The 23,029-nt window shown below is 59.6% G+C and carries 20 protein-coding genes; 13 read left to right on the forward strand and 7 right to left on the reverse strand.

Annotated elements, in window-relative coordinates; translation table 11 throughout:
• Positions 1-8 precede the first annotated feature (8 nt).
• Positions 9-899, reverse strand: coding sequence for a DMT family transporter (locus P9250_RS01175; protein WP_310390744.1), 891 nt, complete (start codon positions 897-899; stop codon positions 9-11).
• A gap of 1,348 nt (positions 900-2,247) precedes the next feature.
• Between P9250_RS01175 and P9250_RS01180 the strand changes: the two genes are divergently transcribed.
• A complete protein-coding gene (locus tag P9250_RS01180; RefSeq protein WP_310390745.1) occupies positions 2,248-3,165 on the forward strand; it encodes a LysR family transcriptional regulator in 918 nt (305 codons plus the stop codon).
• 155 nt (positions 3,166-3,320) lie between these two features.
• Here P9250_RS01180 and P9250_RS01185 read toward each other — a convergent pair whose 3' ends face one another.
• The 3 genes from P9250_RS01185 to P9250_RS01195 all read right to left on the reverse strand — a co-directional run bounded on the left by P9250_RS01185 (position 3,321) and on the right by P9250_RS01195 (position 6,275).
• Positions 3,321-4,541: a hypothetical protein gene (locus P9250_RS01185; RefSeq protein ID WP_310390746.1), complete on the reverse strand. Its 1,221-nt coding sequence runs from the start codon at positions 4,539-4,541 to the stop codon at positions 3,321-3,323.
• Positions 4,459-5,340, reverse strand: coding sequence for an aspartyl/asparaginyl beta-hydroxylase domain-containing protein (locus P9250_RS01190; RefSeq protein ID WP_310390747.1), 882 nt, complete (start codon positions 5,338-5,340; stop codon positions 4,459-4,461). The genes P9250_RS01185 and P9250_RS01190 overlap by 83 nt, the downstream gene beginning before the upstream one ends.
• Before the next feature lie 149 nt (positions 5,341-5,489).
• Entirely contained in the window at positions 5,490-6,275 is a 786-nt protein-coding gene (locus P9250_RS01195; RefSeq protein WP_310390748.1) for an iron-containing redox enzyme family protein, read from the reverse strand.
• 362 nt (positions 6,276-6,637) lie between these two features.
• Between P9250_RS01195 and P9250_RS01200 the strand changes: the two genes are divergently transcribed.
• Entirely contained in the window at positions 6,638-7,924 is a 1,287-nt protein-coding gene (locus P9250_RS01200; protein WP_310390749.1) for a cystathionine gamma-synthase family protein, read from the forward strand.
• Positions 7,925-8,361: 437 nt separating this feature from the next.
• A complete protein-coding gene (locus P9250_RS01205; protein ID WP_250528557.1) occupies positions 8,362-9,003 on the forward strand; it encodes a 4'-phosphopantetheinyl transferase superfamily protein in 642 nt (213 codons plus the stop codon).
• A gap of 62 nt (positions 9,004-9,065) precedes the next feature.
• Here P9250_RS01205 and P9250_RS01210 read toward each other — a convergent pair whose 3' ends face one another.
• Positions 9,066-9,353 carry a hypothetical protein gene (locus tag P9250_RS01210; RefSeq protein ID WP_310390750.1) on the reverse strand — a complete coding sequence of 96 codons (288 nt, stop codon included), beginning with the start codon at positions 9,351-9,353 and terminating at the stop codon, positions 9,066-9,068.
• 232 nt (positions 9,354-9,585) lie between these two features.
• Between P9250_RS01210 and P9250_RS01215 the strand changes: the two genes are divergently transcribed.
• From P9250_RS01215 to P9250_RS01225, 3 genes are all read left to right on the forward strand, one after another.
• On the forward strand, positions 9,586-10,455 hold the full coding sequence (locus P9250_RS01215) for a hypothetical protein (protein ID WP_310390751.1): 870 nt from the start codon (positions 9,586-9,588) through the stop codon (positions 10,453-10,455).
• 26 nt (positions 10,456-10,481) lie between these two features.
• On the forward strand, positions 10,482-11,864 hold the full coding sequence (locus P9250_RS01220; RefSeq protein ID WP_310390752.1) for a DUF1254 domain-containing protein: 1,383 nt from the start codon (positions 10,482-10,484) through the stop codon (positions 11,862-11,864).
• 290 nt (positions 11,865-12,154) lie between these two features.
• Positions 12,155-13,675 carry a DUF1254 domain-containing protein gene (locus tag P9250_RS01225; RefSeq protein ID WP_310390753.1) on the forward strand — a complete coding sequence of 507 codons (1,521 nt, stop codon included), beginning with the start codon at positions 12,155-12,157 and terminating at the stop codon, positions 13,673-13,675.
• Between the two features lie 339 nt (positions 13,676-14,014).
• On the opposite strand, the gene hutG is transcribed toward P9250_RS01225, so the two are convergent.
• The gene (hutG, locus tag P9250_RS01230; RefSeq protein WP_310390754.1) at positions 14,015-14,827 is read right to left on the reverse strand and encodes an N-formylglutamate deformylase; all 813 of its coding nucleotides are present in this window, start codon (positions 14,825-14,827) and stop codon (positions 14,015-14,017) included.
• 42 nt (positions 14,828-14,869) lie between these two features.
• Positions 14,870-15,838, reverse strand: a complete 969-nt coding sequence (locus P9250_RS01235; protein WP_250528563.1) for a LysR family transcriptional regulator — start codon at positions 15,836-15,838, stop codon at positions 14,870-14,872.
• Between the two features lie 263 nt (positions 15,839-16,101).
• On the opposite strand from P9250_RS01235, the gene P9250_RS01240 reads away from it, so the two are divergent.
• The 7 genes from P9250_RS01240 (at position 16,102) to P9250_RS01270 (ending at position 23,029) form a co-directional block, all read left to right on the forward strand.
• Positions 16,102-16,851 carry an ABC transporter permease gene (locus tag P9250_RS01240; RefSeq protein ID WP_244831416.1) on the forward strand — a complete coding sequence of 250 codons (750 nt, stop codon included), beginning with the start codon at positions 16,102-16,104 and terminating at the stop codon, positions 16,849-16,851.
• Entirely contained in the window at positions 16,848-18,077 is a 1,230-nt protein-coding gene (locus tag P9250_RS01245) for an ABC transporter ATP-binding protein (protein ID WP_310390755.1), read from the forward strand. The genes P9250_RS01240 and P9250_RS01245 overlap by 4 nt, the downstream gene beginning before the upstream one ends.
• On the forward strand, positions 18,074-18,796 hold the full coding sequence (locus P9250_RS01250; protein ID WP_310390756.1) for an ABC transporter permease: 723 nt from the start codon (positions 18,074-18,076) through the stop codon (positions 18,794-18,796). The genes P9250_RS01245 and P9250_RS01250 overlap by 4 nt, the downstream gene beginning before the upstream one ends.
• Positions 18,797-18,896: 100 nt before the next feature.
• Positions 18,897-19,739, forward strand: a complete 843-nt coding sequence (locus P9250_RS01255) for a glycine betaine ABC transporter substrate-binding protein (protein WP_244831948.1) — start codon at positions 18,897-18,899, stop codon at positions 19,737-19,739.
• A 10-nt stretch (positions 19,740-19,749) separates the two neighbouring features.
• Positions 19,750-20,595, forward strand: a complete 846-nt coding sequence (locus tag P9250_RS01260; RefSeq protein WP_250469915.1) for a nitrilase-related carbon-nitrogen hydrolase — start codon at positions 19,750-19,752, stop codon at positions 20,593-20,595.
• 84 nt (positions 20,596-20,679) lie between these two features.
• Positions 20,680-21,933 carry an aromatic ring-hydroxylating dioxygenase subunit alpha gene (locus P9250_RS01265; RefSeq protein ID WP_310390757.1) on the forward strand — a complete coding sequence of 418 codons (1,254 nt, stop codon included), beginning with the start codon at positions 20,680-20,682 and terminating at the stop codon, positions 21,931-21,933.
• Complete coding sequence (locus P9250_RS01270; protein WP_310390758.1) at positions 21,926-23,029, forward strand: hybrid-cluster NAD(P)-dependent oxidoreductase; 1,104 nt, start codon at positions 21,926-21,928, stop codon at positions 23,027-23,029. The genes P9250_RS01265 and P9250_RS01270 overlap by 8 nt, the downstream gene beginning before the upstream one ends.

Consider the following 23,029-nt stretch of genomic DNA (forward strand, 5'->3'; position numbering starts at 1 on the left):
AAACCAACTCACTGGGCTATCGCGCGCCGCAGTTTGATCGGCGCCCATCCCGTTTTGACGCCGAGAATACCCAGCAGCACCAGTCCCGCGCCGAGCCATTGACCCATGCTGAATTTATGGCCGTAGACGATGTAGTCGAAGGCAGCGGCGGACAGCGGATAGATGAACGAAAGTATCGCGATCGCCTTGACGCTGAGTTTCTGATACGCGGAGAACACCAGGCAGTAAAGAAAAAACGTGTGAACGACGCCGAGTGTCGCAAGGCGCGCCCATTCGCTGGTGCTCGTCGGCAAAGCCGAGAAATCGGCGAGCGGAGCGAGTAACAGCGAACCCACCGCTGTCTGCACCAGGACGACGACAGCGGGAGGAACGCCCGCGGAAGCCTTAGACAACAACACTGTGCCGGCGTACAGCGCGGAGGCTGAGAGCGTCAGAACGACGCCGGCAAACACGTTCGAGCCCAGCATTAGAGCGCCATTGGCGGTCCCGACCAGGCAGACCAAACCGGCGAACGCCACGGCCGACCATAAGATGTCGTTCCGGCTTACCGCTTGCCGGAGGACCACGGCGCCGCCCAAAATCACCAGGAACGGGTTGACGTGGTAAATGACCGTAGCCAGCCCGATGTCGATAAGCGGATACGCTTTGAACAGCAGCAACCAATTTAGAACGAGAAAGATCCCCGAGACGATGATGGGCAAAAGCAGCCGGACTTGAAAATACTCTCGGCGGATATGACCACGGGCAGCGCAATACGGAACTAGACAAATGAACGCGATAATACATCTGAAGAAAACGACGTTCGCGGGTGGCTGATTCGAGGAAACGACGAAAATGCCGATGCTTCCCGAAAGAAGCATGGCAAAGACAAGTTCCAAAATTCCACGACGCTCTTTCATTGCCCTTCCCTGCTAAATTACCTGAAATCTACAGACTCCTTTTAATACCGCCCAACGAATTATCCTGATGGCGGCCATTCACCATAGAGATGAGTTCGGCCAGAAGTAAAGGCGCCTCGGACGGCCTACGTGAACGCTCTCCGCTGACTCATTCGCGTCGCTGATATGCTTAATGAAGTTTATGAATTGGCCGTTAGAAAGCACGCATACGAAAATTTGTCACAAGACGTTTCGCCTTTTGCGCGGGCGTATGTTGTGACGCGTAGCGTTCGCCTTGCGTGAGCGTTCCCAGATTCGTTGAAGTCGGAGGGAGCGACTGGAGCGACAGCGTATCGCTTATCTCGTTTGCGCGTGAGGGACCTGAGAGAGCAGTCGATAAGCAAGCAGAGCCTTGTCTGCCCTGCGCCCCGGTCGGTCGCCAAGCCGGCCGGGGCGCAGGAATCAATCTTAGCTTCCCTTCTTCGTTTATCGTGACTCGCGCATTTCGGGCTCCGTGAACAACCTTCTGTTCCTCTCTTTTCCGCACTTGCAGGCTTCGTCGGCGCGTGGTGCTAGTGTGTTTTCTCGATGCTGCTAAATTCGTCGATTTGCCCGCTTCGATTATTCGTATGAACTGGTCGATTCTAATCGCGATTGGACGGCTCATGCGCATTTAAGCTATAGATTGACGCTCGACTTGTTACCGATTTGGATCTGCGGCGCCCTTCAAATAAAGCTAATGGCGAATCTTCCTTCTTTTTAAGTCGATGCAAGGATCAATAGCAGCTCTTAAATAAGCTTCGAGCCTTTACTTCACAAAGATCGATGCTGCCATACGACGCCCTTTACAGATGGCCATCGCTGGATCGCTCCCGTTCATCAACACTGAGCAACCGCTCATCAAGAAGCTTTGCCTTATTTAAAGGCCAAAATTGCTGAATATAACCTTGACGACGCCCCACCATTTTTGGCGTTGATAATATGATGGAGCTAACCTTTGAGGATGCCTCGATTTTCGCGGTTTTCGTTTAGGCGCCACCGTGCGATCTACGGTGATAGAAGCGCCTGACGGGTTGCATCAGGTGAAGGTCCGTATCAAGCAGGTAAGAACTAAATTATTAATCATACTAAAACTAGGCGGCGGTGAATTTTATAACTGACTGGGCGGTTTTACGAGGTAAAATACCTGAATCCACTGAGTATAACTTTCGTTATTTTGCGATTACAAGGTCGAACGGAGCAGACTCAACTACTGCGGCCGTGCAGATTCGAACTTGGTTAAGCACGTAAGGCGCACTGGATGTTTGATCGACATGAGAGAAATCGCCGTAGCCGACTTGGCGCACGCGTTGTTTAGGGAGAAGGCCAGGTGAGGCCACAAGACTTTGATTTAGATCTTGTCCGAGCGTTCGTTGCGGTCGCGGACACGCGCAACTTCACGCAGGCGGCCGCGCGTCTACACCGTACTCAGTCGGCTGTGAGTATGAAGATCAAGCGTCTCGAAGAATCGATAGGCGAGCGCCTGTTCGAAAGAGACACCGTCGCCGTAACGCTAACCTCGATTGGCGAGCGGTTCGTCGGAATCGCCCAGCGGCTGATCGAAGCGCATGAAGACGCGTTTCTCTCGCTCAAGCATAGCCTTGCGGCCGGCAAACTCACGCTCGCGACTTCGGAAACATTCGCATCGTGCTTGTTGCCGCCCATTCTCGGCGCCATTGGGACGACGTTTCCCAACATCGAAATGGAAATCCGCTGCGGCCATAGCTGGAAGATGCTTGAGTCCATGGAGACTGAAAACATCGACCTGGTTATCGCGACGAAATATCCCTCCCGCCCCGACGGCGTGCCCTTGGGACATGAGCGTTTGATGTGGGTCTGCAAACAGGGTAGCGACGTCTATCAGCAAAAGCCTGTACCGCTGGCGGTGTTTCCAGACGGATGCCTTTATCGGCGCGCGGGAATTGCAGCGCTCGACGCGAAAAAGAAAGATTGGCGCATTGCCTACACGAGTCTGAATCACGAGGGACTTCTCGCTGCCGTGGAAGCCGGCAGTGCTGTGTCGATCATGATCGAGAGCGCCGTGACCGAGCATCACCGGGTTTTGGAACCTTCGGACGGTTTTCCAACGTTGGAGCCGACCGCGATTGAATTGTATTCACGCCGATCCGATGTATCACCGGTCGTTCGCAACGTCTCCGAAATCATCCATAAGCATTTTGCGGCACGTCTGTGCGAGCGCAAAGTCAGCACCATACAGTCTTTAACTGCTCCGGCGATTATCGAATGACGAGCCGAGAAAAGCCATCTTCGGATGTCCGGGCTGATGGCTTCATCGCGCTTACTCGCCCTACGCGCGGTGACGAAAATGCGTCTTTGTCCTGACGCAGTACGGTGAGCCTTTAGGCGAGACACGCTTTTCGGCGGTCTCGTCTTGATACGGCTTCAGATTTCCGCTTCGCTCGCCGCGTCTGAAGTACCGGCATCGACATGCGAAGCTGTCTTAGCCATTCCATTGAAGACATGCGCGATCGCATTGTGAAGACCCCAGAACTCCTGGTAAGGAGGCCAACGTGAGTCACCCGATCTCAGGTCTTCTTCTCGTGCGTACGTTGCGGTAGTCCAGCGCAAGGTAGATGGCATTCGATGATGAAAATCGTGTTGCGATAGATCGCCGGGAATGACAAACAAACGGACTGGCAAATGGTAAATCGCGTGCTCGACGGCCCATGCAATCCAGGACAAAACGTAAAGCGCGACATGCCTTTCGTCCCGCTCAGGAGTTCTTCGTCCGCAAAAACGCCCCCACGAATGCGTCGCATGGATGTACTTGGGCTGATCCCACCTTTGCGCCGGCACAAACCACGCGTGCTCGCTGATAAATTCAAGCAGCACGCTTATTTGGTAAAGAACAACGATTGGAAACAGCAGGCCGAAAACCAGCGCTGTTACGGGGCAGAGTTCAATTGCGCCCCAACACGCTAGTGCACCGCCAGCCGCAGCGATTAGCTTGAATTTCGGTGGCAGATTTCGAACCAGGCTCATGAGCCTATGCATGAAGAACGAGGCGTGGAATCGCGGCGACAGCAGAGTGACGAAGAGCTTAAGCCAGAGTGCCCCGACCGACATTCCAGACTTAAAGCCAGCGCGCCATAGAAAGGCGCCAGCCGGATCGCTGATTGTCGTGAATACGGCAGGCCGATGATGCTGGTTGAAGTGCTCTTCACGATAGTCACCCGCGGTCTGTGTCAGCGTCATTACTGCGAGAAGATCGGCGATGAAAAGATCACGAGAAGCTATCCCTGTAAAGCGACCGTGAATGCACTGGTGCGCGACCGTGCTGATCATGCGACGCGCTCCATTCACCGCCATGATCCAGCCGCACGATAGCGCAAGAATGAAGCACGGACCTTCGGTCCTGAAGGCAATGACGGCAAGCGAGAGACCCGTCACATAAGTCGCCACCGCACTCAAGGCGTAAAGCGTCGGCGTCGGTTCGAACAGAGGTGTTTGTCCGGGCGCCGGCTTTCCTGTCAACCAGGTCCAGAACCTGGCTGTCCACCACGGAAATACCTGATAACTTTCACGCGTCGAGGCCAATTCGCACCTCATCTTGCAGCTTGAAGCGCTCGCCAACACTGCGTTTGTCGCGGAGAAAACGAACATAGCAATCTGCCTTCGATCGCAACGAGGCGTCGCGCGAATGTTCCGCCACGTAAGGCAGCCACTCGAAGAACTCGGCGATATGCGCTTGCCGAAAGAAATGGACTTTCGATAAAAGCCCAACCGCCTGATGAAAGTTTGCAAGAGTGAGCGTGGCGGCGAGTGAACGAAGCTCTTCCTGGAATGAATCACCCAGAGGCATTCGCTGCACGACTTCGGGTCGATTCACGACGTGCCCGGTTGAGCCCGCACCGGCATTGAAGACGCTCTCGATGGGCAGCTTGCCCAAATCAAAGTCGAGACAAAGATTCAAGCGGCGCCCAGCCGAGTAATTGATGGCCGAATGCAGATTCGATGCATCGAGAAACCAGATCTCGTCTGGACGCATGCGAAAGACCGTGTCGCCATCGGAATGCAGACAGATACGATTCGTCAGTAACGGTACATGCACACGAGTCCATGGCGCAGCCGCGAATTCCACAAAATCTCTGTGGGGAACCAACACGCCGTCGCCAAGCGAATGAATTCGAGCAAGTCGAAGCAACGACGTGTCGAACGTCGCGCTTATCCAATCGTTGAGCGCAGGGAGAAGATTCCCGCGTGATGTCGGCCTGACCGATGACCCGCGTTCTAGCACGACGCCATCGTCGTCGCTTCCTGTTTGATTCCAAATGACGAAGCTCTTCCAGTCTCCGAAGTGAAACTCGCTGTAGTGCTTGTTGTCATCGGTAAATGCAAGAACTGCGTTGAGTTCGCACGGAGCCATAATAAAGTGCGACTTACCAATTATTCGCGAATTCATCGATTGTTTAGGCCGAGTTGAGCCAGCGGCCGAGCATGGAAACTCGACAGCAACGAGCGGTTGTATGGAGCTGCGCGAGCGCCCTTGTCGCAAAATCTTTGCTGCGATAAGCGCGCGGCGTGGGCGGGACTTTTTGAAGAACTGCCGGGTCAGTGGCTTTTAACGGACATCATCTCGCGGGCGACCGCATTCCAAAAGCGCTCGAAAAGTTGCAGGTGCGTGTTGAAGCCTGCGGTTAATCTCGTGAGCGCGTCTGTGTCCGATATGAATTGCTTCGCCGCGCTTAGGGACTCGACTTTGTGTTCTTTCTCTGTAGCGCCGATGTGTGCGTAAAAGTACTCGCAGGACTCGTGAAACTCGTCCTCTTCTTCCCATAGGTCCTTGTAGACTAAAGCTCCGTCATAGAGTTTTCGAAGCATCGTGTACGCCTGCCATTCGAGCGCCAGTTGTGCTCCAGCGGCAGTTGCATTGTCATCGCCATAAAGACGCTTTTCTCCTTCGATGAGCGCCTGCGTTTCCGGCAGAACCTTCAAGTCATGTTGAACCGAAGCCCAATCGAGACGAGTATCTTCTCCAATCTTGCGACCGAGATCGCTCAACCAAGCGTCGAAGAGAATCGAGTGGACCTTCTCCGGATTGCCGTATCCCATTTCCGAATACAACGTCTTCGCGTATTCCGCTTGCGCGACCACGTTGCGCGTGCTGCTTATCATCACCGCCAAGACTTCTGGGAACGCGCGATTGAATTCCCCGTAGTTCCTCGCAAAGATTGCGATCTGCCGTGCGTTCAAGCGCTCACGGGTCCATAGAGAGTAGAAGTCGTTATCGAGCGCTCCACTCGACATGGCGGATCGGGCTAATGCTTCTAGTTCGTCGGAGAAGTTCTTTGTCGACAGACGTGCCGACCCGTCCCGAACGCTCGTGCGATCAAGCATCTCAGTTTCCTTTTAAATCAAATAAATTCGTTTACTTTCAATGACTTAGGCGACACGCGCAGTTTCCACCGCCAACCTCTCATAGCGCCAACAAAAGTTATTGATAAGGTTGATGACGGTTTCTGATGACCGTGAAGACGCCTTGATGATGGGAGTGCTCGAACGTTGCTGCGTGACTCGGATTCACGGCGCGCGAAACCCGGCGCATTCGAATGGCAATGGAGACCTGCGAGCTTAAACACGATCCAGACGGGAGTAGCATGGCCGAGCATCGACGCGCCGAGAGCGGAGCACTGTGCATGCGACCCTGCGCGATCGATGTGAGCCGGAACCGATTCTTCCTGACCTGCATGGAGTGACGAATGGCCTATCACAACTATCACAAGCGCAAGATCGCCAATCAGGATCTGCATCCCGAAACGCAAATGATGTCGTATGGTTACGACCCGTTTCTTTCGGAGGGTTCAGTCAAGCCACCCGTGTTTCTCACATCGACTTTCGCGTTCCGCACGGCCGAAGACGGTGCGGCGTTTTTCGATATGGTCGCCGGGCGCAAGCCTTCGCCCGATGGAGAGAGCGCCGGTCTCGTCTACAGTCGTTTCAATCACCCCAATCTCGAGATTGTCGAGGATCGTCTCGCGCTGCTGGACGGCTCAGAAGCCGCCGCCGTCACGTCTAGCGGCATGGCGGCGATTGCCGCGATCCTGTTCGCGTTCCTCCGACCCGGCGATTGCGTCGTACAGTCCGCGCCGCTCTATGGCGGCACCAAAACTTTGATCTCCAAATTCCTTCCTGACTGGGGTATTCGTTCGCACGTGATTGCCGATGGCCTTTCCCGTGAAGCGATTTCCACCGCACTGGAAGCGGCAGCGAAGAAAGGCCGTGTCGGCATGTGTTACGTCGAAACGCCGGCCAATCCGACCAACGCGTTGTTCGATCTCGACGGTCTGCGTCAGGAAATCGATGCGTTTGAATCGCGGCATGGCTATCGCCCTCTTTCCGTATGCGACAACACTTTGCTCGGGCCGTTGTTTCAGCAACCGGTAAATCAAGGCATCGACCTGAGCGTGTATTCGCTGACCAAGTACATCGGGGGGCATAGCGATCTCGTTGCGGGAGGCGTCACCGGCAGCAAACCTCTGATCACGCGAGTTCGCGCGATTCGCGGCACGCTAGGATCACAACTCGACCCGCACTCCTGCTGGATGATCACGCGTTCGATGGAGACCCTCGTTTTGCGGATGGAGCGCGCAGCGCAGAGCGGCACGGCCGTCGCGCGATGGCTCGCAAACAACCCTTTCACACCGATCGAGGTGCTGCATTCCGAACTCATCGACGACCCGGTTTATCAGACGGTGTATCGACGTCAATGCAGCGGGCCGGGATCGACATTCGCATTCGTTTTCGACGGCGGGCGCGAACAAGCATTCAAGCTCATCAACGGACTCGGCTTGTTTAAATCGGCCGTGAGTCTCGGTGGCACGGAGTCGCTTATTTGTCACCCGGCATCGACGACACACTCTGGTGTTCCCGTTGAAGTACGCGCCGCCGCGGGCGTGTCAGAAGGACTCATTCGAGTGTCGGTGGGGCTGGAGCATCCTGACGATTTGATCGCCGATCTGTCGAATGCTTTAGGGCAGACGGTGTAGGCGGACAATGCCAGGTTTGCTGGCTCACGAAATACGACGTAATTCACGAGAAACCTGTCTTCTGAGTCTAGTCGATTGGACATTATTTTTATAATGTCCCTTAGAGTGGGGGTCAATCGTCATTAGAACCATTGCTTCTTTCTGTCGCCAGCTATGAAAGCTGGCGATAGTCAACGCGCCCTCCCATGCGCAGCTGCAAACATTCAAGCAAAATGCGACGGCACATCCCCGATGCTGCGGATCTGCCGCGTTTGCTTCGGTCGTCGACTCTTTGAAGCGTTGCGCAATACCGTTTGTTGGAAGCGACCTGACGCGGAAAGAGCGACCGTTTGTGGATCGTCAACATCAAAATCGCAACACGCATCGAACTATCGTCCATGCCGAAACCATGCTTATCGAAGCCTCCGCTTCATCGCGATGTCCCTGACGACGTCTACATGTGGCTAGTTGAAATCGACGTAACCGCGTCGTTGACGGAAGCGGCCGCCGGCGTCTTGAACGCCCAAGAACTCGCACGCGCGAGTCGCTATCGGCATCCGGCCGATGCCGCGCGCTTCGCCACCGTACGCGCCGCCTTGCGACACGTGTTGTCTCTCACGCTGGATGCCGATCCCGCAGGCCTCGTCCTCGAAACCGACGCGAATGGCCGACCCTTTCTCGCAATGCCTCACGCGCCGGATTTCAACGTCTCGCATTCGGGTGCTTATGGACTGATCGCCTTATCGGCATCGCGGCGCGTGGGCGTGGATATCGAAGAGACGCGGTCTTCGCTCGACTGGCTCGAACTGCAGTCCGCCGTTTTTGCCGATGCCGACCGGCGCGCTCTCGATGCACTGCCCGAACTTGCTTGCAGCGCAAGCTTTTTCGCTTGCTGGAGCGGCAAGGAATCGGTGTTGAAGGCACGCGGCGAAGGCCTGGTTAGCGCACAGTTCGGTCTCACCAGCTTTTCGGTGCTGCCTTGTCTGGAGGGCCGCTTCGCCGTATCGAGCGCGGCGGGCGATATTCGCGCCGCGGCGCTCGATGCGCCGGCAGGCTACGTCGCCGCCGTCGCGTGGTCTTCAGCATCGATCGTGTCATAGCACAATCTCAAAAGCGCCCGCTTCGACGCCCTTCCAAAACCGTCTCGACCACCCCGGGCGACTTATCGATATCCTGTTCCGTGAATGCAAAACGCGTCCGCTCCTTGCGCGCGTAACGCTTCGTGCCATCGCGATAACGCGGAGATGCCGGATCGTCCGATTCGATTGCCATGTGCATCGCGATCGAGCAGCAGGCCGTGCTTATCGAGGTCGTGCGACGGACACGCCACCGTGAGATAACCTTCGGGATCGCAACCGCCGTAGAGCGGGATTTTCGTGTTGTCATCGAGCGCATAAAGCATTTCGCCGCGCGTCGAATCGAACGCGAAACCATTCGTCTTCAGCGCCACCGCGATCGCCGGGTTATCCGTTCTGAGGCCAGCAGGCGTCGCGAGCGGACGCGCAGGATCGAATGCTTCGGCTTAAAAGCCGCGTGTCCGGAATATCGCTTGCACGACGTTTGTCGTAGGGTGGCAATCATCTTGACGTTGCCCTTCCAACAATGTTATCTATCATTTGTAGGGCCACCAAAATCGGTCGCGGCGCTGGTCGTTTCCCAGTGCCGGGGAACGCTTCCAGCGTGTGCGCGCGACCCTGATACGTGTCTGCTGTTTGCGAGGACGGCTGATGTGTGAGCGATATACGAGATCGTTGCCGGCCGGATGTCGATCCACAATCAGCACGATTGTCGCGGCCTCGCTTCTGCTTTTCGGTAACGCGTCGCGCGCCCAAAGTTCCGCGGATGACGCAAACAAGAGTAACAACCCGCTCAATCTCGCGGCATCGTTCAACATTCAAGACTATTACGTGCCGAGCGTACATGGCGCGCACGCACATACCAACGACTTCCTGCTGAGACCGACCGTTCCCGTCGGTCCCAACAGCATCGTGCCGGTGCCTGAAATTTTTCGATTGACGGCACCACTCAGCACGAGGCCAGATCCAACCGGCGGCTACAACACCGGACTAGGCGACATCAATCTCTTCGACATTTTTCTGCTCAGTCAGGGACAGACGCAGATCGGCATTGGCCCGCTCATCACTTTGCCGACAGCGACCGACCCGAGCCTCGGAAGCGGCAAGTGGCAGGCCGGGCTCGCGGCGGTCGTGGTGAACGCGAATAAAGCCCGGCTCATCGGTGCGTTGGTTCAGTGGCAGCATTCATTCGCCGGACAGAGCAGCCGGCCGACGGTTCAGTCATTGACGGCGGAGCCGTTCGGCATTTTCAATCTTCCCGATGGTTGGTATATCCGGTCGACGGGAATCTGGACCTTCGATCTTCAGCACGGCAGCTACTACATCCCTGTTGGCCTGGGTGCCGGAAAGGCGTGGAAAGGCGGATCGACTATCTACAACGCGTTCGTCGAACCTCAATATTCCGTTGCTCACTCGGGCGCAGGTGTTCCGCGCTGGCAAATTTTCGCGGGACTCAATATGACTTTCGGAAGATAGACGGCAACGTCAAAGGACGAGACGCCATGCATCGAGTCATCACTCGTTTCGGGACGATTGCGCTGAGCCTGTTGTTTCTCGCGCCCGGCGCTTACTCGCAAGATACGGTCAGTCCGGAGGAGGCGCGCGGCATCGCCAAGGATGCGTTCATCTACGCCTACCCGATGCTGTTCAACTACAAAACAATGTATGAGCAAGCGGTCGATCCCAAGTCGAAGAGCTATGTAGGCGGCTTCGGCAAATTTCGCAATTACTCGCAGCCCTATAGTCCCGAGAACAAGGACATTGTCACGCCCAACAACGACACGCCTTATTCCTGGGCGTGGCTCGATTTGCGACGGGAACCTTGGGTGCTGACCGTGCCGCGTGTCCCTGACGAGCGCTACTACGTGTTCCAGTGGATCGACCTTTTCACGTACAACTTTGCATATGTCGGCTCGCGAACCACGGGCAATGGCGCGGGTCATTATCTTTTTGCAGGGCCGAACTGGCATGGCGAAACGCCAAAGGGTGTTGACAAGGTGTTTCGTTCGGAGACGGACTTTATCTTAACGCTCGGCCGTACCGCCCTGAACGGTCCTGAGGACGTTAAGAGCATGCAGGCCGTGCAGAAAGGATACCGGCTCACGCCGCTCTCTGCCTTTGAACACGATCATGCTCCCGCTGCAGCGCCTAAGCTGAACTTTCCGGTTTGGAACGAGGCGAAGGCAACGTCTATCGACTTCATCGCCTATCTGAATTTCTTGCTGCAGTTCACGCAACCGCCCGCACCGTCCGAAGCGGAACTCATGCGGCGCTTCGCCAAGATTGGCATTGCGCCGGGCCGGCGTTTCGACGCATCTGCCTTGTCGCCGGACATGAAGCAGAGCATCGTGGCGGGCGTCGCGGATGGAAAAGCCGCGCTCGACGATGCCATGAAGCACACGACCAGTTCCTATGACCTCTTCGGCACGCGGGACGACCTTAAGGGAAACTATCTGACGCGCGCCGTGGCTGCCGCGATGGGAATTTACGGCAACACCAAGGAAGAGGCGGTGTATGTCGGCACTCGACTGGGTGCCGATCACCAACAATTGATGGGCTCGCAACCTTACGTCGTTCATTTCGACAAGAAAGATCTGCCGCCTGCACGCTTCTTCTGGTCAATGACAATGTACGACTTGCCAGGCCGGCACCTCGTCGCGAATCCCATCAAGCGATACTCAATCGGCGACCGCACCAAAGGCATCAAATACGGTGCCGATGGCTCGCTCGATATCTATCTACAGCACGCTTCGCCTGGAGCAGACAAGGAATCGAACTGGCTGCCAGCCCCAAACGGCCCCTATGATGTCATCGCGCGAATCTACGGACCAGACCCGTCGGTCTTTAATGGAACGTGGAAATTTCCGGTTCCGCAGAAGCGTTGAATTCGACTGATTGGACGGTTGATCAACACTATGGGAGCGTGCTGTGAAGAAGCCCACGGCGGTGCACGTGGCACGCTCTCGGCATTGGCCCGATGGTCACACGATCGGGCACAGTCAGTCACGCCAGTGTCAGCGTCGCTTCGGCGGGTCGACGAATTTCAAGTAAGCCGTCATCCGAAGGGAATCTCATGCAACTCTCGATGAGCGCGACATTTCAGTAGGACATTCAGGTAAGCGACGTTGCCGTCTGCTGTGAATTGAACCGTACTTCAAAGAAAAAGGGCTTCGCGATGAAAAGAGCACGTAAGCTCGTCTCTCTTGTGACTGCCGTGACCGGTTTGCCGATGGAGTCGTACTGCGCGCTGCAACGGCGCAGCGCGACTGCAAACAACAAACGAGCCATCGCGGCCGCACTGATTGCAGTGACACTAACCGCCTGCCACACGACTCACTCGATCAATTCGTCCCAGCCGCCAACGAAGCTTGCGATTACTGCCAGTACGAATGAAATTCGAGCCGTTGCCAAGGAAGCGTATATCTATGGAACACCCATGGTCGCGACCTACACGACGATGTACGCGTTCTCGATCGATTCAAGCAACCCGCAGTACAAAGGTCCTTTCAACACTATCCTGAATATCTCTCGGGTTTTCACGCCGGACGACACTGCCTTCGTCACACCGAACTCGGACACACCTTACTCGTTCGCCGGCCTCGACCTTCGCGCCGAGCCGGTTGTCATCACGATCCCGCCAATGGAGCCGAAACGCTATTTCGTGTTCCAACTGATGGACCTTTATACCTTCAACTTTGCCTATATCGGCACTCGCACCACTGGTAATGGTGGGGGCAATTTCTTGATTGCCGGACCCAACTGGAAGGAAGCGCCGCCGCCCGGTATCACGCAGGTTATCCGCTCAGAAACCGAGCTCGTTAATGTCGTTGGCCGCACCCAGCTCTTCAACCCAGGCGATCTCGATAACGTCAAGACAATCCAGGAAGGCTATCGGGTGCAAACTCTTTCTTCGTTTGCTGGTAGCGCGGCCCCGCCCTCGGCACCCTCGATTCAATGGATCAAGCCATTACGACCTGACATGCAGCACACGTCGCTCGAGTTCTTCAACCAACTCGCGTTCGCCTTGCAGTTCACGCCAGTCAACCCAACGGAGAGCGACTTGCGAAGCCGGTTCACGACGATTGGAATCGTTCCGGGACGACCGTTCGACGTCGGCGCGCTTTCCGAGGAACAGAAAGCGGCGTTGCTCTCCGGAATGGAAGACGGTCAGAAAGAGATCGACTTAAAGCGCGCGTCCCTTGGTGGGAAGACTGACACGTTATTCGGAACACGCGCGTACCTGAAGAACGACTATGTCGAACGGGCTACAGGTACGCAGGTTGGTATCGGCGCGAACTCGCGGGAGGAGGCGCTCTATCCGATCCTCGAAAAGGATTCGAGCGGCCAGCAACTTGACGGCAGCAAGCATCGGTACACGTTGCACTTCGAGAAAGGCCAACTGCCACCCGTCAATGCGTTCTGGTCGATGACCATGTATGCCTTGCCAAGCCAGTTGCTGGTGAAGAACTCCATCAATCGCTACTTGATCAATTCTCCGATGCTGCCTTCGTTGAAAACCGATCGCGATGGTGGTACGACGATCTACGTCCAAAGCACATCACCCGGCAAGGCCAAGGAGGCAAACTGGCTACCCTCGCCGGCCGGCCCTTTCATGGTGACAATGCGGTATTACTGGCCCAAGCCTGAGCTTCTAAATGATCAGTGGCACACACCAGAACTTCGGCAAGCACCCTAGAACAAAAGAATCTCATTCGCTTCGCCGTGACGCGCGACGGCGAAGCCGGTCTGAATTTTCCATGCGATGGGTAGTACAGGTTCTTTTCGCACGTCGCGCCTTATTTGCGCGTGCCGTCGCACCTGATTCGCGCCGGACGACCCCGCGAGCGACATAGTGAAGGCGACGCGGCTGGAGGTGCAAAACGCTGACGCTCAACCCCGAAGCCGCGGCGAAAACCGAACAATCTGTAAAGGCGACCGCGATGGCAATCCAATGACTTGAATTAAGCCCGGCGGCCTTGAATGCTGCTGGGCTTTTTGTGTCCACGCATGCCCGCTCGATGCTCCAGCGAGTTCGTCATCCACCAGTCGTTGACGATATCCCAGCCACCGCTTTCACGGCCCCCCGAACCATCCGCTCGACCACCGCCTGTACGGCATCGGCACGCGCTCGCGCATAGTCGAACGGAGGCGTCTCGTCCATATACGTGCTCTGACACATCTCCAGCTGCACGGCATGAACGCCCTTCTCCGGCGCGCCGAAGTGCCGCGTGATGAAACCGCCCTTGAAGCGGCCATTTGCAATCCACGTATAGCCGCTCTCCTCAGCCCCGTCGGCGACCGCCTGCAACACCGGCGGCGCTGCCGTCCGCCCGTCCTGCGTACCGATGTTCAGATCCGGCAGCTTGCCCTCGAACAGACGCGGCAATACGCTTGCGATCGAATGCGCTTCCCACAACAGCACGTTTGCATGCTTCTCGCGCAGGCGCGCGAGTTCGCCGGCGATGGTGTCGTGATACGGCTTCCAATAAGCCGCGACGCGGCGCTGCTTTTCGGCGGCGTCGGGCACGCAGCCTTCGCGATAAACCGGCTCGCCGCGAAACGTCAGATCCGGGCACAAGCCCGTCGTGGTCTGCCCCGGATAGAGGCTTTCGTCCGAAGACGGCCGGTTCAGGTCGATCACATAACGCGACAGGCGCGCGCCGAGCACGGTCGCGCCGAGTTCACGCGCGAACGCGTAGAGGCGGTCGAGATGCCAGTCGGTATCGGCGACCGTCAGCGCAATGTCCGTGTATTGGCCGCGCAGGTCGTCGGGGATGATCGTGCCGAGGTGCGGAATCGACAGCAGGAGCGGCGCATCGTCGCGAGTCAGGGTGAAGATTTCGTTCATGGCGTGAGTAGCGAAGGGTAATCGAGGTTGAGAGCAGTACATTTAAAGCAACGCGTCGTCCTGCAATGTCGGCAAGGCACGCTTGAGCGCGGGACGAATCAGATGGTCGAGCACGCGGCGTGTGAGCACGGCGATCTCATCGACGAAATCGCTCCATTCGCCTTGTCGATGCAGCAGAAAGAACTCGCGTCGCCCAAGCCGGCTCGCGGGCAGAGGCAGCACGGCGATTTCATCCAGATAATGCCGCGCTTGCCAGAGACACAGCGGTGTCGAGATGGCGAAGCCGAGTTTCGCGGCGACGAGGCTCAGGAGCGGATCGGTCGCATCGAACTCGTAGCGGCGCGGACTTTCGATACCCAGATGCCGCGCGAAGCGCTCCACCTGCTGGCCGATCACCGAGCGCGCCGTATAACGGATCAACGGCAGTTCCGTTGCAAGCTGCCGCCATGACGACGCTCCTTGGCGCTCATCGAGCCAGCGTCGCGACACGACGGCCACGAACGCTTCCGAAAACAACGGCATTTCGACGATACGGCTGTCGTTCAGCACCGTCTGCGTACAGACCGCGATATCGACCTCGCGCGCGTGCATTTGGTCGGACAGGCCCGGCGTGAGTCCCGACCACAAGGCAATCTGCCGCGCGGAGCCGGACATCGCGCGAATGAGTTCGGGGCCGACCGTCGCCGCGAAGGAATCGACGCAGCCAAGCCGCAAGGGCAGCGCTCCCGCCAGCGACGCATCGCCGATGCGCGTGCTCACCATTTGCGCATGGTCGAGCAGCGGCCCGGCGAGTTCGAGCAGCGCGCGTCCCGCCAGATTCGGACGCGGCGGGCGGCTGTCGCGATCGAACAAGCCAGCGCCCTGCTCGCGCTCGAGCGACGCAATCGACTGGCTCACCGCGCTCTGGCTCACGCCCAGATGTTTCGCGGCTGCCGTCATCGAACCGGTCTCGCAAACGGCGACGAAGGCCTGCAATGCGCGTAGGTCGATAGGTGGTGGGGTGCGTCTCATCGCGTTTCCGTGGTTTGCAGGCACGCGCCCGGCCAAGTCCCGCCGTGCGGCGCTCATGTTGCACGCACTGGCTGGAAGCCGCGCGTCTCGCGCAAACGCCCGCATGGACCATAAGTTTGCCTTATGCAAAATGATCGTGCGTCGTTTGTCGAGATCGGGGCCCGTGTCGCATTGATGACAGTAGACGTCGAGTTTGTGCCGGTTCCGGCGATTTTGGACCGGTACATTCATTCGTCACGGGCATCGAGGCGCGGGAGGCTGCAGTGGAGACACTGGTTTTTATCTGGAGCAACGCGGCGTCGATCGCTTCCATGCTGGTCGATCACGTGTTGCTGGTGCTTGCCGGCGTCGGCTGCGCCATCGTGACGGGCGTCGCGCTCGGCATCGTCATCACGCTCAACGAGCGGCTCGCGCGCGTGGTGTTGTACGCCGCCGCGATGCTCATGACGATCCCATCCATCGCGCTCTTCGGCTTGCTGATTCCGGTACTCTCGCTGATCGGACAGGGCATCGGCTTTCTGCCTGCCGCCATCGCGCTCTTTCTGTATGCGCAATTGCCGATCGTGCGCAACACCTACGCCGCGATCCGCAACCTCGATCCCGCGCTGCGCGAAGCCGCCAACGGCATGGGGATGACCGCGTGGCAGCGGCTCTACCGCGTGGAGATGCCGATTGCCGTGCCGATCATCATGGCGGGCGTACGCATGGCGGTGGTCATGAATATTGGCATTGCGGCAATTGCCACGTATATCGGCGCGGGTGGGCTCGGGCGGCTGATCAGCCGGGGCATTTCGCAATCCGATCCGCGCCAGTTGATCGCGGGCGCGGTGATCGTCGCGCTGCTCGCGATCCTCGCCGACCTCGGCCTGGGCGCGCTGCAATGGCGCCTGACGCCGGAAGGCATGCGGCCGCGCCAGGCGCGCTTCTTCTGGCGCCGCAACGCGACGCGCGGGCCGCTGGTGACGGCCGCGACGGCCGCGACGCCGATTTCATCCACAGCGGAGGGACGATGATCGATCTTCGACATCTGACGAAGCGATTCGAAAAGCGCGGCGAAAAGCCAGTCGTCGACGACGTGTCGATGACGATCGGCGAAGGCGAACTCTGCGTGCTGCTCGGGCCGTCCGGTTGCGGCAAGACGACGACGCTCAAGATGATCAACCGGCTCGTGCAGCCCACGTCAGGGCAGATTCTGATCGGCGGCGCGGATACGGCGGGCTTCGATATCGTCGAGTTGCGGCGGCGCATCGGCTATGCGATTCAGCAAGTCGGCCTGTTCCCGAACATGACGGTCGCCGAGAACATCGGTATCGTGCCGAAGATGCTCGGCTGGGACAAAACGCGCATCCGCGAGCGCACCGAAAACCTGTTGGAGATGGTCACGCTCGATCCGGCCATCTACATGCGATGTTATCCGCGCGACCTGTCGGGCGGGCAACAGCAGCGCGTGGGCGTGGCGCGCGCGCTCGCCGCCGATCCGCCGGTAATGCTGATGGACGAACCGTTCGGCGCCATCGATCCGATCAATCGCGCGTCGATTCAGGACGAATTCCGCCATATTCAGACGACCCTGAAGAAGACCGTGATGTTCGTCAGCCACGACATCGACGAAGCCATGAAAATGGGCGACAAGGTCGCGATCTTCCGCAACGGCAAGCTCGAACAACTGGCGAGCCCGGATGAACTGCTGGCGCGTCCCGCGAGCGCGTTCATCGCCGATTTCGTGGGCACTGACCGGGCGCTCAAGCGTCTGCGCCTGATGCGCGCCGTCGATGCGGCGCTGGAACCGGCGCGCGTCGCGCGGCTCGGCTACCCGAGCGCCGATGCCCGCGCGCTCTTGCGCGATCACGTGGCCGACGCACTGGTCGTGCTCGACGCCCACGGCAGACCGGCCGGCCACGTCGGCGCGGCCGAACTCGACGCCAGCGGCGCCACGCTCGAAGCGCCGAGTCTGCGCGCGTTGCCGGGCGTGGTGCGCGCGGGCGACGACCTGCGCGCGGTCATGTCGATGCTGCTCGCGCACGGCGCGTCGTGGCTGCCGGGCGTCGACGCGGACGGACGCTTCATCGGCTACGTGACGTATGAACGCATCGCGCTGATGGCGCGCGCGGCGTGCGTGTCCGGCGCGGCATTGCCCGAAGGCGGCCTGGCCTCGTCCGCTGGCGACGCGGCGAAAGCAGGCGATGCATCGCGCGATGACGGGGCGCATCCCGAACTCGCATTCGGAGGCGCGCGATGAACCATCGACGCGGCGGTTCGCGTATTGCGTTAGGCGCGATGATGGCGTTGGCCAGCGCATCGGCGCATGCAGACGACTGGCTCGCATCGATCGGGCAGTATCGCGCGGACATCGTCTATCAGTCCGGCCAGCAGATGCTGATGGTGCTGATCGCGGGCGTCGCGGCTATCGTGGTCGCGGTGCCCGCGGGCATCTGGCTGAGTCGCCCCGACAACGGCCGGGCCGCGCAGTTCGTGATGTTCACGCTCAACGCGGGCCAGGCCGTGCCCAAGCTCGCCATTCTCGCGCTCGCCATGAGCGTGCTCGGCATCGGCGCGAAGCCCGCGATTCTCGCGCTATGGCTCGCCACGCTGCTGCCCATCGCGATGAATACATACGAAGGCATACGCGCCGTGCCGCCCGCGCTGATCGAGGCCGCGAACGGCATCGGCATGACGCCGCGGCAGATTCTCTTCAAGGTGGAATTGCCCAACGCCATGTTCGTGATTCTCGCGGGCGTGCGCACCGCGCTCGCCATCACAGTCGGCACCGCACCGCTCGCGTTCCTCGTCGGAGGCGGCGGTCTCGGCGAGCTGATTTTCACGGGCATCGACCTCAACGATTTCACGATGCTGCTTGCGGGCGCCATCCCGACCGCCCTGCTCGCGGTGGCAACCGACCTGTTCGTCGCGCAGATGCAGCACTGGCTCGTGCCGCGCGGCGTCAGTCCTCAACGCTGAACTTTCCTGGATAACGAAGCTCATGCTCAAGCCTTTGCTGTCACGCAAACTGTGGTCGCGTCTTTTCGGCGCATCCCTGTTCACGCTTGCCCTCGGAACGATGGCCCTGCAGGCCGCGCAGGCTGCGCCAACCGTCACGGTCGGCGGCAAGAACTTCACCGAACAAGTGCTGCTGGCGGAAATGACCACGCAACTGCTCAAGGCGAAGGGTTTCACGGTCGTCAAGAAAGACGGCATGGGCAGCACGGTGCTGCGTCAGGCGCAGGAAAACGGTCAGGTGGACGTGTACTGGGAATACACCGGCACTTCGCTCATCACCTACAACAAGGTGACCGACAAGCTCGACCCGCAGCAAACTTATGCGCGCGTCAAGGAACTGGATGCCCAGAAAGGTCTCGTGTGGCTCGACCCGTCGAAGGCGAACGATACCTACGGCATCGCCATGAACCGCGATGTCGCGCAGAAGCTCGGCGTCACGACCATGAGCGACCTCGCCAAGGTGCTCAACAGCGGCAAGGAACTGACCTTCGCGTGTAACTCCGAGTTCTATGCGCGCCCGGACGGCCTGCGTCCGCTGCAAAAAGAATACGGCTTCAGCTTCGGTCCGTCGCAGATCAAGCGGATGGATTCGGGTCTCACCTATCAAGCGCTGAAGGACCGTCAGGTGGACACCGCGCTCGTTTTCACGACCGATGGCCGCGTGCCCGCTTTCAACTTCATAGTGCTGCGTGACGACAAGAGTTTCTTCCCCGCCTACGCGCTTACGCCGGTCGCACGCAAGGCGGCGCTCGACGCGAATCCGAATCTCGCGGGCATCCTGAACGCGTTGTCGGCCAAACTCGACGACGCAACGATGGCGCGACTCAACGCCGAGGTCGACGTCCAGAAGAAGTCGCTCGACGAGGTGTCGGCTACTTTCCTCAAGTCCGCCGGACTGATCTGACGCGCGTCCGATGAAGCCTTTTATCGTCGCCGCCGCGCAAACCGAAACCGTCGCGGGCGATCTGGCCGCGAATCTGGCGGCGCATCGCCGGTTTATCGACGAAGCACGCGGGCGCGGCGTTCAGTTGCTCGTGTTTCCCGAGTTGTCGCTTGCCGGTCACAGTGCGGGCGCCGATGCCTTGAGGCTCGCCTTGCCGCGTAACGCCGCCGCGCTCCTCGAGCTGGCTGAAGCGTGCTCGCCGCTTGCCGCCGTGGTTGGCTTCGTCGAGGAAGCAGCGGGCGCGCAGTTCTACAACAGCGTCGCGACACTGTACGCGGGACGCGTGGTGCACGTGCATCGCAAGATCGCGCTCGCCACTTACGGCCGGCTCGACGACGGCAAGCACTACGGACACGGCGCGCGGCTCGACCAGTTCACGCTGCCCGCCGATCCGCGCTGGCAGATCGCCACGCCCGTGTGCGCGGATTTGTGGAGCCCGGCGGTGATGCATCGGCTTGCCTGCGACGGCGCGACGCTATGCGCGGCGCCGGTGAGTTCGGCAGTCGAAGCCGTGGGCGACGCCTTCGACAATCCGCGCGGTTGGGACACGGTGCTGCGCGCCCATGCACTCGTCTACGGTCTGCCTGTCGTGTTCGCCAATCGCGTCGGCCGTGAAAACGGCCTGCGCTTTTGGGGCGGCTCGCGCGTCGTCGGGCCGCGCGGCGAAACGCTCGCGCAAAGCGAATCGGCACGTGAGGAACTGGTCGTGGCGACGCTCGACTACGAAGCCGTGCGCGCCGCGCGCTTCGACTTGCCGACCCTGCGCGATGCCCGCGGCATCCACGCACTCGAAAGCGGCATCGTGTCGGTTTCGTGATCGCGTTGGTCGTGTGTCTGCCCGCACCGGTCATATCCGCGACCGACAATCGATTCAACTGATCGTTCGCATGGGAGTGTGACGATGATCGACCCGACGCGCGTGCGCGCCGCCCTGGCCGAGCGCCAGGACAACTTCTCGCTGCCGCAGCCTTTCTATACCGATGAAGCCTTTCATCGGCTCGACCTCGACGCCGTCTTCAACGACGAGTGGCTGTTCGCCTGCAACAGCTGCGAACTGCGCGAACCGGGCGATTATCTGACGCTGGAAATCGGCGCGACATCGGTGCTCGTGCTGCGCGACATGGACGGCGAAATCCGCGCGTTCTTCAATACCTGCCGGCATCGCGGCTCGCGCATCTGTCTCGAAGAGAAAGGGCATGCGCATCGGCTTACTTGTCCGTATCACCAGTGGGTGTACGACCTCGACGGCGCGCTCCTGCATGCGCGGCAGATGCCGGCGGGCTTCGAGCGCGAGGGCTACGGCTTGCGCGCCGTGCATGTCGAGATCGTGTGCGGCATGGTCTATATCTGCCTTGCCGCGACGCCGCCCGACATCACGCGCTTTCGCGACGCGGTCACGCCCTACCTCGCGCCGCATCAGCCGTGGCGCACCAAGGTCGCGGCCAGCGTGACGATGATCGAGGAAGCCAACTGGAAGCTCGTCATCGAGAACAATCGCGAGTGCTATCACTGCGCGGCCAATCATCCGGAGTTGCTTGCGACGCTCGTCGAATTCGCGTTGCCCGACGATCCCGCTGGCTCGCGCGACTTCCGTCTGTTGATGGAAGCCCAGGCTGCGAAGTGGGACCGTCACGGCTTGCCGCATTTGCCCGCCGATGGCGGCGACGAATTCCGCTGCATCCGGCTGCCGTTTCATCGCGGCGCGGTGTCCTTCACGCCGGATGGATCGCCCGCGTGCGGCAAGCTGCTCGGCGACCTCACCGATCCGGATCTCGGCTCGGTGCGCATGTTTCGCGTGCCGAACAACTGGAATCATTTTCTCGCCGACCACATCATCCACTTCCGCATTCTGCCGCTGTCGGCCACGCGCACGGTGTTGCGCACGACGTGGCTCGTACACGAGGATGCCGTCGAAGGCGTCGATTACGACGTCGATACGCTCACGTCCGTATGGAACGCGACCAACGCGCAGGACGCGCGGCTCGCGGCGAACAATCAGCTGGGCGTGGGCTCGCTCGGCTATGCGCCGGGACCGTATGCGCCGTCCGAGTTCATGCTGCGCAACTTCACGAACTGGTATGCAAGGAAGCTCGCGTCACATCTGGACGGCGCACACGGGCAGCGCTCAATCGCGCTGAAGGTGTCGAATGGCTGATGTGCCGACATCTTCCGATACGGCGTTCGACGGCACCCTCGCCTTCGCCTGCGACACGCCCGCATCGCGCACGCTCGAGTGCATCGGCGTGCGTGACGAAGCGCCGGGCGTCAAGACCTTTCGCCTGCGCGATCCGCACCCCGACGGCGCGCGCCGCTACGCGCCGGGCCAGGCCATGCTGCTGACGCTCGATATCGAGGGGCGGCGCTTCGACCGCACGTTTTCTATCGCCTCGACGCCGCTCGAAGCGGACGCGCTCGAACTGACGATCAAGGCGCAGTCCGGCGGCGTCGTCACCCGCTGGCTGCATGAGCGCTTCGCGCCGGGCATGCGCATCGACACGCGCTATCCGCTCGGACGCTTCACACTCGATGCATCGGCCGATACGCCTCTCGCGCTAGTGTCGGCGGGCTCGGGCGCATCGCCGCTGATGTCCATGCTGCGCACGCTGGCGCGCCGCTCGCCGCACGCCGACATCGCCTGGCTTCATTGCGCGCGCGGCGTGGACGACATTCTTTTTGCCGATGAACTCGCGACGCTTCAGGCGCGCATGCCCAATCTGACAGTACACGTGTGGCTGAGCGCGCCCGCACCCGGCTGGTTCGGTCTGCGCGGGCGCATGTCACGCGGCGCGCTTTGGGCAATGGCGCCGGACTTCGGACGCCGCACGGTCTATTGCTGCGGTCCGGCCGGTTTCATGCAGAGCGTGCGGCAGATTCATGCGGCCGAAGGCGCCCGCCGCGCGGCGTTTCATATCGAGCATTTCGGTCCCGTGATCGAGCCGATGGAAAGCGAAGCCGCGACGAGCGGCGCACCTTCGTCCGACGAACAGCGCGATGCCATTTTCAACGCGTGGCTGAACGGCCGGCGCTTCGATGTACGCGCGGGCGAAACGCTGCTCGTCGCGGCCACGCGTCAGCAAGTGGTGATTCCGTGCGGTTGCGCGAGCGGCCTGTGCGGCACGTGCAAAGTGCGCCACCTTTCGGGCGAAGTCGCGATGAAACATGCAGGCGGAATTTCCGCGGCCGAAGAAGCGCAAGGCTGGATTCTCGCGTGTTCGAGCCGTCCCTTGACCGATGTCGAAATCGCCTTCTGA

Source organism: Caballeronia sp. LP006 (assembly GCF_031450995.1).
Taxonomy (GTDB): domain Bacteria; phylum Pseudomonadota; class Gammaproteobacteria; order Burkholderiales; family Burkholderiaceae; genus Caballeronia.